This is a genomic window from Pseudomonas sp. PS01297, from assembly GCF_029959305.1.
Classification (GTDB): Bacteria; Pseudomonadota; Gammaproteobacteria; order Pseudomonadales; family Pseudomonadaceae; genus Aquipseudomonas; species Aquipseudomonas helleri.
This window is the reverse complement of the sequence record NZ_JASCPQ010000119.1, coordinates 1-13821: the sequence shown is the minus strand read 5'-3', so window position 1 is coordinate 13821 and position 13821 is coordinate 1. Positions and strand designations below refer to the sequence as shown.

10 protein-coding genes are annotated in these 13821 nt (G+C 62.0%); 2 read left to right on the top strand and 8 right to left on the bottom strand.

Features of this window, described 5'->3' with window-relative positions; genetic code table 11:
• Window positions 1-69 precede the first annotated feature (69 nt).
• The 8 genes from QMX84_RS23655 to QMX84_RS23620 all read right to left on the bottom strand — a co-directional run bounded on the left by QMX84_RS23655 (window position 70) and on the right by QMX84_RS23620 (window position 11594).
• Window positions 70-1419 carry an MFS transporter gene (locus QMX84_RS23655; RefSeq protein WP_282364914.1) on the bottom strand — a complete coding sequence of 450 codons (1350 nt, stop codon included), beginning with the start codon at window positions 1417-1419 and terminating at the stop codon, window positions 70-72.
• Window positions 1420-1585: 166 nt separating this feature from the next.
• Window positions 1586-3241: an ABC transporter ATP-binding protein gene (locus QMX84_RS23650; RefSeq protein WP_273220225.1), complete on the bottom strand. Its 1656-nt coding sequence runs from the start codon at window positions 3239-3241 to the stop codon at window positions 1586-1588.
• Window positions 3238-4068, bottom strand: a complete 831-nt coding sequence (locus QMX84_RS23645) for an ABC transporter permease (protein WP_315975358.1) — start codon at window positions 4066-4068, stop codon at window positions 3238-3240. The genes QMX84_RS23650 and QMX84_RS23645 overlap by 4 nt, the downstream gene beginning before the upstream one ends.
• An 84-nt stretch (window positions 4069-4152) precedes the next feature.
• On the bottom strand, window positions 4153-5409 hold the full coding sequence (locus QMX84_RS23640; protein ID WP_282364912.1) for an acyl-CoA dehydrogenase family protein: 1257 nt from the start codon (window positions 5407-5409) through the stop codon (window positions 4153-4155).
• A 25-nt stretch (window positions 5410-5434) separates the two neighbouring features.
• Window positions 5435-6367, bottom strand: coding sequence for an ABC transporter permease (locus QMX84_RS23635; protein ID WP_048370734.1), 933 nt, complete (start codon window positions 6365-6367; stop codon window positions 5435-5437).
• Window positions 6364-8061, bottom strand: coding sequence for an ABC transporter substrate-binding protein (locus QMX84_RS23630; protein WP_282364911.1), 1698 nt, complete (start codon window positions 8059-8061; stop codon window positions 6364-6366). The genes QMX84_RS23635 and QMX84_RS23630 overlap by 4 nt, the downstream gene beginning before the upstream one ends.
• A gap of 49 nt (window positions 8062-8110) precedes the next feature.
• Window positions 8111-10240: a TonB-dependent receptor gene (locus QMX84_RS23625; RefSeq protein ID WP_282364913.1), complete on the bottom strand. Its 2130-nt coding sequence runs from the start codon at window positions 10238-10240 to the stop codon at window positions 8111-8113.
• A 253-nt stretch (window positions 10241-10493) separates the two neighbouring features.
• On the bottom strand, window positions 10494-11594 hold the full coding sequence (locus tag QMX84_RS23620) for an LLM class flavin-dependent oxidoreductase (RefSeq protein ID WP_282364910.1): 1101 nt from the start codon (window positions 11592-11594) through the stop codon (window positions 10494-10496).
• Between the two features lie 260 nt (window positions 11595-11854).
• Here QMX84_RS23620 and QMX84_RS23615 point away from each other — a divergent pair, with 260 nt between their 5' ends.
• Window positions 11855-12739 carry a transporter gene (locus tag QMX84_RS23615; protein WP_282364909.1) on the top strand — a complete coding sequence of 295 codons (885 nt, stop codon included), beginning with the start codon at window positions 11855-11857 and terminating at the stop codon, window positions 12737-12739.
• Between the two features lie 154 nt (window positions 12740-12893).
• Window positions 12894-13751, top strand: coding sequence for a hydroxyethylthiazole kinase (gene thiM, locus QMX84_RS23610; RefSeq protein WP_282364908.1), 858 nt, complete (start codon window positions 12894-12896; stop codon window positions 13749-13751).
• The last annotated feature ends 70 nt before the right edge of the window (window positions 13752-13821 follow it).

Sequence of the window (13821 nt, the reverse complement as noted above, 5' to 3'; positions counted from 1 at the left end):
AGCTTGCCTCGCGATCTTTTGATCTTTTAAAAGATCGCGAGGCAAGCTCGCTCCTACAAGGGATATGGGTTAGTAGACTGCTTCGCCCGCACCGGCGGCGAGGCGGCGGAATACCAGCGCCGAGGCCATGCAGGCGAGGCCGCAAAGCACCAGCATGGCGGCCACGTCGCTGGTTTGCGGCACGCTGTGCCCGCGCAGGTTCATCAACACGCCCAATAGTGAGGCCATCAGACCCACCGACAGGCTCATGCTTAATTGCACGGTCATGGCCGACAGGCTGCTGGCGCGGCTGCTCAGTGCGGCAGGGACGTCGGCGTAGGTCAGCGCGCCGAGGGTGCTGTATTGCAATGAGCGAATCACTCCGCTGCCAAACAGCATCAACACGATGACGCTGTAGGGGGTGGCGTCGGTAAAGCTGGCGCATGAGGCCAGGGTCAGGCCGGTTAACACGGCGTTGATCACCAGCGTGCGGCGGATGCCGTAACGGCGCACCACGCGCACGGCCAGCAGTTTCATCGCAAAGGCCCCGGCACCTCCGGCCAACGTCAGTAACCCGGCGTGCAACGGGCTCAGGCCAAAACACAGCTGGAACATCAGCACCAGCAAAAACGGTAACGACGAGGTGCCCAGACGCAGCAGGTTGCCGCCCCAAAAGCTGATGCCGTAGCTGGGGATGCGCAGCAGTTTGAGGTCCAGCAGCGGCTCGGCGCAGCGTTGCGCATGACGGATGTACAACGCGCCGCAGAGCAGGCCGACGGCGATCATCAGCGCCACCCACAGGTGCGGCAGCAGGCCGTGCCCCAGCGCTTCGAAGCCGAACACCAGCGCTGCCATGGCCACCGCGCTGAGCGCCAGCCCGCGTACATCCAACCCCTGCTCACGCACGCCGGGGTAGTACGGCACATGGCGCAGCACCAGCACGATGCCGACCACACCGATGGGCACATTGATCAGGAAGATCCAGTGCCACGACCAATAGGTGACCATCAGGCCGCCCAACGGCGGGCCGAGCATGGGGCCGATCAACGCCGGGATGGTCAGGTACGACAGGTTGCGCAGCAGGTCTTCACGGGGTGACCAGCGCAATAAAATCAACTGCCCCACGGGCACCATCATCGCCCCCGCCGCGCCCTGAAGCATGCGCGCCAGGCACAGTTGCAGCAGTGAATTGGAGGCAGCGCAGGCCAGTGATGAGGCGATAAACAGCGAGATGGCGATCACGAATAATCGACGCGGCCCGTAGCGGTCGGCCACCCAGCCGCTGACCGGCACACACAGCGCAGCCCCGAGCATGTAGAGCGAAACCACCAGGTTCATGCGGATGCTCGGCGCGCCGAAGTCGCTGGCCATTTGCGGTAAAGCGGTCATGACGACGGTGGAGTCGATCAGTTCCATGCACAGCGCACAGCCAATGATCATCGGCACGCGCCGCGATAACGGGCGCGTGTGCGGGAGGGTTTGGGCGATGGTCACTCAGGGGGTTCTCGGTGAGGATACGTTTTGCACGGTTTCGCCCTGACGGCATGGCACATGCCAGATCAAAAGATCGCGAGGCAAGCTCGCTCCTGCAGGGCGTAAAACAGGGTTAGATGGCCAATTTAAGGAAGTCGAAGGCCATGCGGCGGCCGCTTTCAAGGTGCGGGATGGCGTCCAGCAGGGCTTGGGTGTACGGGTGTTGCGGGTGGTCGAAGACGTCGCGCACGCGGCCGCTTTCGACGGCCACGCCGTCTTTCATTACCAGCACGTCGTCGCTGACGTGGTTGATCACACCCAGGTCGTGGGAGATGAACAGGCAGGCCAGGCCCAGGCGCTGTTTGAGGTCGTCGAGCAGTTCGAGGATTTGCGCCTGGACCGAGACGTCCAGCGCCGACACCGGTTCGTCGCACACCAGTATCTGCGGCTGCGCCGCCAGGGCGCGGGCGATGGCGATGCGCTGACGCTGGCCGCCCGACAGTTCGATCGGGCGGCGCTCCAGCAGTGCCGCGTCGAGTTTGACTAAAGCCAGCAGTTCTTCGGCGCGCCGGGGCCATTCGCTGCGTTTGTGCCCGGCCACTTCCAGCGCTTCGTTGAGCACCCGGCGCACGCTGTAGCGCGGGTCGAAGGAGCTGAGCGGGTCCTGAAACACCACTTGGATGCTGCGCCGCAGTTGGCGTTTTTCTGCCGCAGACAGGCTCAGCCACGGCTGGCCCTTGATATGGATGTCGCCGCTGTCCGGGGTTTCCAGACCGAGGATCATCCGCGTCAGGGTGGTTTTGCCCGAGCCGGATTCACCAACAATGCCCAAGGTTTTACCCCGACGCAGTTGCAGCGACACTTGGTTGACCACGGTGCGCTGTTTGCCGTCCGGCCCCTTGAAGGATTTGCTCAAGCCGTTGACCTGCAACAGCGGCGGCGTTTGTTCGGCCTTGGCCGTGACGATGCTCAGCGGGGTACGCGCCGCGCCATGGTTGCGGCGAAAGTGCACCGCCCTGCCCGTGCGCAGCAAGTATTGGGTGTAGGGATGCTGCGGGTCGTGCAGCACGTCGTCGACGTTGCCCTGCTCGACGATGATGCCGTTGTGCATCACCGCCACCCGGTTGGCCAGCCGCGAGACCACGGCCAAGTCATGGCTGACGATCAGCATCGCGGTGCTCTCGCCGCGCAGGGATTCGAGCAAGGTCAGCACCTGCGCCTGCACGGTGGTGTCGAGGGCCGTGGTGGGTTCGTCGGCGATCAGCAAACGCGGGTTGCAGGCGATGGCCGAAGCGATCAGCGCCCGTTGGCGCAAGCCACCGGACAATTGATACGGGTACTGACGCGCGCGTAATTCCGGCTCGGGCACGCCCACCGCGCGCAGCAGTTCGATGACTTTGGCGTCTCGCTGCGCCCGGTCGAGGTCGGTGTGCAGGTGCAATGGTTCAGCGATTTCCTTGCCCACCAGCCGCAAGGGGTCGAGGGAGCCCAGGGCGTCCTGCATGACAAAGCCGATTTGTGCGCCGCGTATTTTGCGCCAGGTGCGTTCATCGAACTGGCGCAGGTCCTGCCCGGCAAACGCCAGTGTGCTGGCCTGAACCTGGGCACGGGCGCCGGTGAGCCCGGCGAGGGTGCGCGAGGTCACGCTTTTGCCCGAGCCGGACTCGCCCACCAGCGCCAAGCACTCGCCGGGATGCACCTGGAAGCTCACGCCCTTGAGGGTCGGGGCCGCGTGCGCGCCAAAGCGCACATAGAGGTTTTGCACATCGATCAGAGGTTGTGTACTCATGCCCGTTTCCCTTCGCTGCGACGCAACAGTTCGCGGCCGATCGCGCTGATCGAGACCACGGTCAATGTGATTGCCAGGGCGGGCCATGCCACCAGCCACCAGGCGTTGGCCAAATAGTTGCGGCCCATGGCGAGCATCCCGCCCCACTCCGGCGCTGGCGGCGCGGCGCCGAAGCCCAAAAAGCTCAAGGCCGCGCCGTTGACGATGTTGCCGCCAATGCCGATGGTGGCCAGGATCAAAATCGGTTTGATCGCGTTGGGCAGCACGTGCCGCCAGATCACCAAATGCCGGGGCAGCCCCAGGGTGGTGGCCGCTTCGACGTAACCGGCGCCGCGCACCACCAGGGTTTGCGCCCGCACCAGGCGCGCATAACGCGGCACGTTGGCGATGCCGATAGCGAGGATGATGTTGAGCTGGCCCTGGCCGAAGAAGGTGATGATCACCAGCGCCAGCAACAGGTCGGGAAACGCCAGCAACACGTCGATCACGCGCATGACGGCGCCGTCCAGCCAGCGTGGGCCGAGCCCCGCCGTCAGGCCCAGCAAAGTGCCCAGCAGCAAGCCAACTGCGGTGGCGGCCACGCCCAGTACCAGCGACGGGCGCACGGCGTAGACCAGCCGGGTGAGGATGTCGCGGCCGTTTTCATCGGCGCCCAGCCAGAACAGGCTGCTGGGGGCGCTAAAGGCCAGACGCGAGTTGGCGTCGAGCGGGTCGCCCGCCACCAGCCAGCCCGGCGCAATGGCCGCGATCAACAGCAGCAATACGAACAACCCGGCCAGCAATAGGCCCGGGCGTATCGCCCAGCGCCGCGCATTGCGCGATTGCATGGCGAACAACGGCTCGGCCTGAATCACGCTGGCAACGGTGCCTGGGTGGATGGACTGGCTCATGTGCAACTCCTGAGGGCGGGCTTAAACCGCGCTGGCTTCATCGCGGGTGGCGCCGTGGGCGCTGTCCTGCTCATGCAGGGCACGCCAGGCCGCGCCGGGGCTGATGCCGTTGAGGTAGTAATTGCCCAGCGCCCGCTCGCGGTAGATGGCCGGGTTGTGCGAGGCCAGGGTACGGGCGTTGCGCCAGTGCCGGTCAAGACGGCGGGCTTGGCTGGTGGCCGAGGCGCCGCCGACTTCGAACAACAGCGTGGTGGCTTCGAGCACTTGCTCCAGCACCACTTGCTGGGCCTGGAAGGTGCGAATGTCGGCGTCGACGTAATCGGCTTCCTGCGCGCTGTCGGTCAGCTCAGCCTGATGCACGCCTTCCAGCACGTTGGCGGTGGTCAGCACCAGGCTTTCGCTGGCGTAGGCCAGGCTCGACAGGCGGCCGATCACCCGTTGCACCAGCGGGTCATCCTTGGGGCTGGACTGGCCCGGCACGCCGAACGCGCGGGTGCGGCCCTGCACAAAGGCGGTGGCATCGCGCAAGGCGGCCCGGGCGATACCGGCCAGCGTGGCGAGGTGGAACAGTTGGTAAAACGATGAGATGTACGACTCGGCGCGCAGCTCGCCGGGTTTGAAACGGCGCAGCACGTGTTCTGGGGCCACCTCGACCTGGTCAAAGCGCGTGGTGCCGCTGCCGCTCAGGCGTTGGCCGAAACCGTCCCAGTCGTCTTCACGGGTCACACCCGGCGCATCGACGGCCACCACCACGCTGAAAAAGTCTTTGTCGTGCATCGCCACCGCCGCCACCCAATCGGCGTAGATGGTGCCGGTGCAGTAGTATTTTTCGCCGTTGAGCACCCAGCCCGCGTCTTCGTTGTGCGGGTCGTTGGGCGCCAGCGACACCGAGTTGGTGCTGCTGTCGCTGCGCTCGGCCATGGCCGCGCCCCACAACTGCCCGGCCACCACCTTGGCAAACCAGTAATCCTGCGAGGCGGCGTCGCGGCTGGACAAACGCCCTTCAACAAAACCGAAATGCGCTCGCACGATTTGCGGCAGGTTGGAGTCGGCTTCGGCCAAGTCAATCAGCAGTTGGAATAACACCGGCAAGCTGACGCCCGCGCCGCCCAAAGCCTGGGGCACACGCAGCGCCGTGAAGCCCGCCTCGCGCAGTTGATTAACGGCGGCAAAGGCCAGTTCGCGGTGCTGCTCGCGGTCGATGGCCCCGGCCGCGATCTGGTCGAACAACGGTTGGAAACGCGCCTTCAATGCGCGGTAGGAAGTGGTGTCGGTCATGGCAAGTCCTTGCGAAAAGATGGCGTCACACGGCTTTCGCACGCGGGTCCACCAGGTGATTGATCAGGTCGACGAGGAAGTTGACGACCACATAAATCGCTGCCGCCAGCAGGGTGATCCCCAGCAGCAGCGGCACATCCTTGGTGTTGGCGGCGTCGAGCATCAGGCGGCCGATGCCCTGGCGCGAGAACAGCAGTTCAATCACCACCGCCCCGCCCAGCAAGCTGGCAAACACAAAGCCGGACAAGGTCACCAGCGGCACCAGCGCATGGCGCAAGGCATGCTTGAGGCGCACCCCGGTTTCAGACAGGCCACGGGCGCGAGCCATGGCGATAAAGGGCTGTTCGAGGGTGTCTTCGAGTTCCTGGCGCAACACCTGGCTGAGCACTGCCGCCACCGGCAAGGCCAGGGCCACGCTGGGCAGGATCAAGGCTTGCCAGCTGTTGGAGCCGGATGGCGGCAACAGGTGCCAGCCAAACGCGAACACCAGCAGCAACCCCAGGCCGATCACGAACGACGGCGCTGACGACAGCACCAGTTCTGTGCCCGACACCAGCGAGCGCACCCACGGCGCCCGGTTGGCACTGAGCACCGCCACCACCACGGCCAGCAGCACCGCCAGCGCCGCAGCGCTCAACGACAGTTGCACAGTGGCGCCGAGTTGCCCGCTGATGACCTGCCCCACTGGCCTGCGCAAGTTATACGAGTCGCCCAAGTCACCCTGGGCCAGGCGTCCCAGGTACTGGCCGTATTGCACGATCAAGGGTTGGTCGAGGCCGTATTCAGCGCGCACCTGGGCAATCAATTCGGCGCTCGGGTTGGCCCCCGGCCCGCCAAGAATGGCCATCGCCGGGTCGCCCGCACTCAGGTTGATGGCCAGAAAGGTCAGGGTTGCCGCGCCCCACAGCACGCCAATGCCGGACAACAATCGACGAAGGATCAGGCGCAGCGGATTCATTTGGCCTCCTGGTCGAGCCAGACCGTGGTGAAAATCGGGGTGTTGTGCGAGGTGTCGAAGATCAAGCCCTTGACCGCGTTGCGGTAGGCCACCAGCACATGGCTCTCGTACACCGGCGCTGCCGGGACGCTTTCGGTGAGGCGTTGCTGGGCGATGCTGTAGACCTTTTGCAACTCAACCGGGTCGGTGGTCTGCCGTGCAGCGCTGAGGGCGGCGTCGAGTGGCTCGTCGCGAAAGCTGCCAATGTTCTGCCCGATAAAGCTCGGCGTGCTGATGGATTTGCTGTGGTAGAGGATGTACAGGCCGTCCGGGGTGTTGGTGTGCCAGTAGCCCGCGGCGATGACCTGGAAGTTGCCGGCATAGCGTTTTTCGAGGATTTGCGGCAGCGGCGCGAGGTCGATGGTTAGTTGGAAGCCGACCTTTTTCAGGTCAGCCTGAATCGCTACGGCAATGCTGCTGGGGTAGGCACCGGTTTCGTAAGTCAGCAACTCGGCCGCCAGGCGCCGGCCATTTTTAACCCGGTAACCCTCAGCGTCACGCTGCTCCCAACCGGCGCTGTCGAGCAGGCGGTTGGCTTCGGCCACGTCGTACTTGAGCACGTCTTTGTAGGCCGGGTCGTAGAAGCGCGTGTTGCTGGCCAGAAAATCGCTTTTAGGCTGGTACTCGCCAAAACCGGCGATCCAGGCAATGCCATCGCGATCAACCGCTTTGGTCACGGCACGGCGCACCACCACGTCCTGAAACGGGAACTTCTCGGTGTTGAACTGCAGGCTGCGAAACGGGTTGCCCTTGCGGATCAGGCTGCGGATGTGCAAATCGGGGTTTTGCCGGATGGCCTTGGCGTTTTGAGCCGGCGCATCAACGGTGAAGTCGGACTGCCCCGACTCCAGCGAGCTGAAGCGGATCATTGCCTCGGGCACGATGCTGACTTCGAGGCGGTCGAGGTAGGCCTCGCCCTGATGCCCGGTGACTTCGGGTGCCCAGTGGTAGCCCTTGCGCTTGACGAAGTTCAGGCCTTGGTCGCGGGTGTAGCTTTCGAGCACAAACGGCCCGGTGCCGATGGGGTGTTCGGCGATGGACTTGGGTGCCTCGACGATCTGGCGCGGCGACAGCATGCTCAGGTACGACTGCGCCAGCACATCGAGGAACGGCGAATAGGGTTCGCGCAGGTGCGCTTCGAAGGTGTACTCATCAATGATGCGACCGTCCACGTACGGGGCGATGTAGGCCGCCGCCAGCGGTGATTTGGTCTTGGGGTCACGCATGTGTTCGAGGTTGAGCTGTAGCGCGCGGGCGTTGAATTTTTCGCCATCGCTGTAGGTCACGTCGTCACGAAGATGAAAGGTGTAGGTCTTGCCATCTGGCGAAATTTCCCAGGACTTGGCCAGCCAGGGCGTGATGTTGCCCTGCTCGTCCTGGTACACCAGGCAGTCAAACAGGATGCGCCCCAGCCATTGCGTGTTGCCGTGGGAAATCGAATGCAAATCGAGCGTGGTGGTGTCGGATGAGGTCGACAGGCGCAGCGTGCCGCCCGGTTTGCCGGGGCTGCTTTCGCGGTAGTCATCGGGCTGGCTGGCGCTGGCATCGGCATTGACGACGATGGCGCGCGGCGCTTCGCTGGCCGGTTTGCAGGCGCCCAGCAGCCCGATACCGGCAATCAGCGCCAAGCGGGCAAGCCTTGTGGTCAGGGTCATGTGCTTCCTCCACCAGCGCCGCGCACTTCGCGACGCTGGCTGCGCAGGCTTAGAAGTTGTAAGTCACGCCGGTAAAGGCGCCGAAACCATCACCGGGGTAGAGCACCGCCGTGTCTTTGCCCTGCACGTCATACGACGGTGCCACGGCAGTCACGTAGGCCTTGTTGGTGAGGTTTTTCAGGTCCAGGTAGACCTGCCAGGTTTTGCCCGGATCGTCGAAGCCAAAGCGTGCGCCCCACAGGGTGTAGGACGGCGCGTAGAAGCTGTTGGCGTAGTCCACGGCCGTGCTGGAGGCGGTGCGCACGTTGACCCCGGCATACAAGCCGTTGGCAAACTGGTACTGCAATTCGCCTTGGTAGATGTGCTTGGGCAAGCCCGGCAGTTCGTTCTTTTTGAACAGCGGGTCGTTTTCGTAGTGGAAGTCGTTGAGGGTGTACGCCTGACGCCAGGTCAGGGTGTCGCCATTGGCGCCTTCCCACAGGCGGGTGCTCAAGCCGGCTTCAATGCCCTGGTGAATGGTCGGTGTGGCGTTGGACGTAGACACCACGGCTGCCGCGGTGGCGGTGGCCGGGAGTACTTGAACGTTGAGCAGCTCGTTTTTCACCCATGACTTATAGAACGCCAGGCTGCCGTCGAAGATGCCGTACTTGCCCTTGATGCCGAACTCCACGGTGTTGGCGGTTTGTGGCACCAGTGGCTTGGTGTAGTTGGTGGTGACGCCCGAGCCGGAAATCGACCAGGAGCTGGGCGGGTCGACGGTACGGCTGACGTTACCGAACAGTTGCACGTCGGGGGCGATGTAATAACGCAGGCCAATGCGCGGGGCGAATCGCCACTCGTCGTAGAGGTACTCGCTCGGCAGGCCGCTGGTGTTGGGGCGGTCGCTGTACGAGACCTTGACGTTGCGCTTGATCTGGATCGCCGATACGCCGGTAGACAGGTACAGGTTGTCGGTCAGGCCCAGGTCGTTGCCGAGGCTGAACACGTGGTCAAACGAGCCGTTGTACTTCACGTCTTTTTGCAGGATGCCGAGGTCTTTATTGCCTTTGTAGGTGCGCACGCCAGCATTGATGTGCTGGGTGCTGGTCCAGCCCGCGGTCGTGGTGCTGGACAGGCCGAACAGGCGGTCATTGCGGGTGTAATTGAGCGAGTAGTTGATGTCGCGCCAATCCCAGTAGTTGGGGTTAACGGTACTTTTGCGGCTGAGGATCTGCGGGTAGTCGTGGTACACCAGCCCGGCTTCGAGCTTGGCGTCATCGTCAAAGGTGTAAGTGGTTTTGCTGCCGATCCAGGTGGAGCCAAGCTTGGTTGAATCACCGCGCGTATCACGGGTGGCGATGTTGGTTTGCGAGGGTTTTTTCTTCAACTGGGCCAGGGTCAGTTGGCCGGAGTTTTCGTGGTATTCCTCGCGATAACGCAGGTACACGCGGGTTTCCAGTTTGGGACTGAAGCGGTAACCAAAGTTGCTGACGATGCCCTTAGCCTTGGTGTAGGTGAAGTCCTGGAAGCCGTCGCGTTTGGAGTTGTCGACACTGACAAAGTAGTCGGCATCGCCCACCACACCGCCGGTGCTGAGGGTCTCTTTTTCCCAGCCGAAGCTGCCGCCTTCGACCTTGATGCGCGTGCCCGGTGCCGTGCGGCCGGTGTTGGTGACAAAGTTGATGGCGCCACCCAACGACAAGGCGCCGTATTCAAAGGCGTTGGCCCCGCGCAGCACTTCGGTGTAGTTCAGGCCCTGGGTGTCGAGCAACTCATAAGGCGTACCGCCCGCGCCGGTCAGCGCCAGGCCGTCAAAGAGGAACTTGGTGCCCTCCCGGAAATACCCCGGTGAGGTGTTAGCCCCGGAGCCGCGAATCGAGATCTTGATCGCATCGTTGCCGCCCGCCGCCTGGGCATACACGCCCGGCTGATACGCCAGGGTGTCTTCCAGGGTGGCCGAGCGGCCCTTTTCGACTTCCGCCTGAGTGACCAGGCTGGTGCCGCCGGCCACTTCGTCGAGTTTGGCCTTCGCCGCTTGCACCTCGGTTTGTTGGGCGGCTTGCACGGTGACCGTGCCCAGACGTCGCTCGCCGTTCGGGCTGGCGTCATCGGCCAGGGCAAAGGGTGCGAGGGTTAATAAGGCGCTGCTGACAGCGAATAAGGAGGAATGCCGTTTAACAGCAGAAGTAGCCAAGTGCACGCGTTTCAAATTATTACCCCACCTGAATAGAAAATAGGCGAGTTTCTATTGGCATAGTCAATCTCACGATAACAACGCTATTGCAGCGAACGTGCCAACTGGCTAAGTGCCTTATTTGCGGGTGTTTCGGGTTTTAATGTTGTAAGTGCGGCTGTTGCGTTACAGCGCTACTGCCGAACACGTGTTTGTTTCCCAACACTTGTAAAAAAGTGTTTATACACTTTTGGCAGCGCCTTAGATCAATAGCTGTTAATTAAACGAGTCGAGGTAACAGCAACTTAGCCACGTAGTCGGCTTCTTCTTGCAGAGGCCAACCCGACAGGCTAATGACATTAAGTCCGGCTTTTTGTTGATAAAGGTTGAGTGTGCTGACGATACTGTCGGGCGATCCGACAAGGTACGCCGACGACGAACCAGTCCCGAATACATCCAGCGTCGACCAGGCCGTAATCCCGGCGTACAGGTTGTTTTCCAGGCGCAATTCTTCGAGGCTAGGCAGTTGCCGCTGACGTAGCCGGGCAAGCCAACCGGCACGCTTGGCATCCGGGCCGACAAAGGTGGCAAAGTTGAACTTGCCGCCACTGCGCCGCACGATGGATTCGTTTATTTTGTCGCGCAACACCTCAACGCCGGTGGCTTCGAACATCGCATAAAAGTGCGCCAGCGCCTCGCTGTCAGTCGGCCGTACAACCACGCTGGCCAATGCGCCCAGACCGTTGAACTGGCGCTTTGCAGCCTGCGCCGCCTGTTGCGCCTTGTGGAACTTTTGGCTCACTACCGCCACTTCACGGAGCATGGTCATGTACACGTTGACCAACTCACCGGCGTGATCCACGCCCGCCGTTGAATCCCCTGTGCCCCACAGTTGCACGCCGTCTTTTTGCTGCGGGTGGATTTCCAGCGGGGTATTCGGGAAGTAGGTTTTGCTGCCCTGGGCATACGAAAAAGCAAACTTGCGCCAGTAATCAATGCCCAGGGTGTAGCGGTCGGCATGGGAGGTGGTAATGCCGTAGCCCTGCATGATGTTGTCACGCCCATTGACCAGATTGACCAACAACCGGCCCTGGGTCAGTTGGTCAAACGTGAGTGCTTGTTGGGCCAATAACTTGGCCGGGACCATGCGCGAATAAAAAGAAATCAGGAACTTGATGCGCCGGGTATAACTGGCCGCAAACGAGGCCGATATAAAGGGATCATTCGGCCAAGTTGCAACATGCGCCCCATAAAACCCGCCCTGCTCTATGGTTTGCGCCAGAGCTCGATAACGCTCGAAATCAATCGGATATAACCCGCCCGGGCACCACGGATAAGTACCGTCGGCAAAGCTCAAATACCATAAAACTTTCAGGGCCACGGGGGTCTACCTCTGTTCAGATTGGGCGAAGACTAATGAGCCTGTTTCGTGGCTGTCAACGCAGAACGCGGGTTAAATTTAAAGTCATAAGCTTATGTATTTGCGGCATATGGACAGCTTTTTTATATCACTATCGTTAGTAATAAATGTAATTTTGATTATAAGCACGGCCTGCGTACGCTGATCACCACAGGAAACAACCGTCGCCCTTGCGGATTTCCACATCCCGTAAACATGACGACAGACGTTTCAATAAACCCATGAAGAAGACCACCTACGCCTTACCGTTAACGCTGTTAAGCCTGCTGTCCATCACCCAACAGACCCAGGCGGCTGAAGCCGATCCGGGTGATTACATTGCCGCGCCACCGGGCACTGATCTGGGGCTGTTGTATTACCAACATTCGTCGGCCGACACTTACCGCGATGCGTCGGGTAATAAAGTCGACGGCAGTAATCGGTTCAGGTCTGACATTGGCATTTTGCGTTACGTGCACTTTATGGAAGTGTTCGGCTACACGATTGACCCGCAAGTAGTGTTGCCCTTCGGGCAGTTGCATGACGCGAAAATCGGTGGACAGTCCATTGATGGCAACAGCGGTATCGGTGACGTGCAACTGACCTCGACGGTGTGGTTGGTGAACAACCCGCAAGCGCGCCGCTGGTTTGGTATTTCGCCGTTTATCGTCGCGCCCACCGGCACTTACGATAAGCACGAAGCCTTCAACCTGGGTGAAAACCGCTGGAAGGGCATTGTGCAGGGCGGCTTTGTGCAGGGCTTCGGGCAATACTGGAGCTGGGACTTGATTGGCGACATCACCTGGTACGGTAAAAACACGGACGCCGGTGGCGGTGATCAGACGCTCAAGCAAGACCGCTCTTACCAGGTGATCAACTGGTTGAGTTATCACCCGACTGATACGTCCCATGTGTCGATCGGCTACTCCCACACCTGGGGCGGCGCGCAACAGCTGGACGGTGTGGACAACGGCACCCGCACACGGGTTGATCAGTGGCGCGCACTGTACGCCACCAACGTTAGCGCCAAGGATCAGGTGCAGGTGACGCTGGCCAAGGACCTGAACGTTCGCGGCGGGTTTGAACGCGACTATCAACTGAATTTGCGCTTGGCTCATGTGTTTTAGAACGAGAGAAAACCTGTAGCCGCTGCCAAAGCATTTGGCTGCGATGGGTTGCGCAGCGACCCCAAACGGCGGTCCTGCGGCCCGCATCGCAGCCTTCGTACCTCGTCAGCGGCTACAAAAAATTGCGCTCAACTGTTTATCAACGAAGGTGTTTATGAGCTATCACTCCCCTGCCCTTGCTGCCCCGACTATTGAGTCTGTGATCGCCACGCATGCGGCGCTGCGGGCCAATACGCCGCTGGTGCAGTGCCTGACCAATGTGGTGTCGGCCAACTTCATGGCCAATGTGCTGCTCAGCGCCGGTGCGGCGCCAGCCATGGTCGACAACCCGGAAGAAGCCGCTGATTTTGCGCGCATCGCCGGGGCGGTGCTGATCAACCTCGGTACGCCGAACACGGCGCAGGTCGAAGGCATGCGCCTGGCCGTGGCCGCCGCCCATGACGCCGGTCGCCCTTGGGTGCTGGACCCGATTGGTGCAGGCGGGCTGGCCTGGCGTGGCTCGGTGGCCGCGCAATTGCTGGCGTTCAAGCCAGCAGTGATTCGCGGCAATGCCTCGGAGATCATCGGGCTGGCCGGGCTGGGCAGCCATGCCCGTGGTTTTGATACTTCCAACGACCCGGCACAGGCGGTGCCCGCCGCCGTGCAGTTGCTGGAGCACACCGCCGCCGTGTCGGCCTCGGGCGCCATTGACCATGTGGTGGGCTGGGTCGCTGAGGCACAAAACCCGCCGCGCCCATGGCTCATCAAGATTGCCGGTGGCAGCGCCTGGTTGCCCAAAGTGACCGCGTCGGGTTGCTCGCTGGGTGCGCTGGTGGCGGCGTACACCGCCGTGGCCAGCGATTACCTGACCGCGCTGGTGAGCGCCCATGTGCACTTTGCCCTGGCCGCCGAACTGGCTGAAGCCACAGCCAAAGGGCCCGGCTCGTTCGCCACGGCGTTTATCGACGGGCTGGATGCGGTGGATGCCGACCTGATCCGCGCCAAGGCCCGGTTTGAGGCCTCGCCGCTGTAAACACGACCTGTAGGAGCGCGGGTGGTAGGCCGGGGTTTAAAAGACAAAAAAAACCAGCCACCGAGCGCGC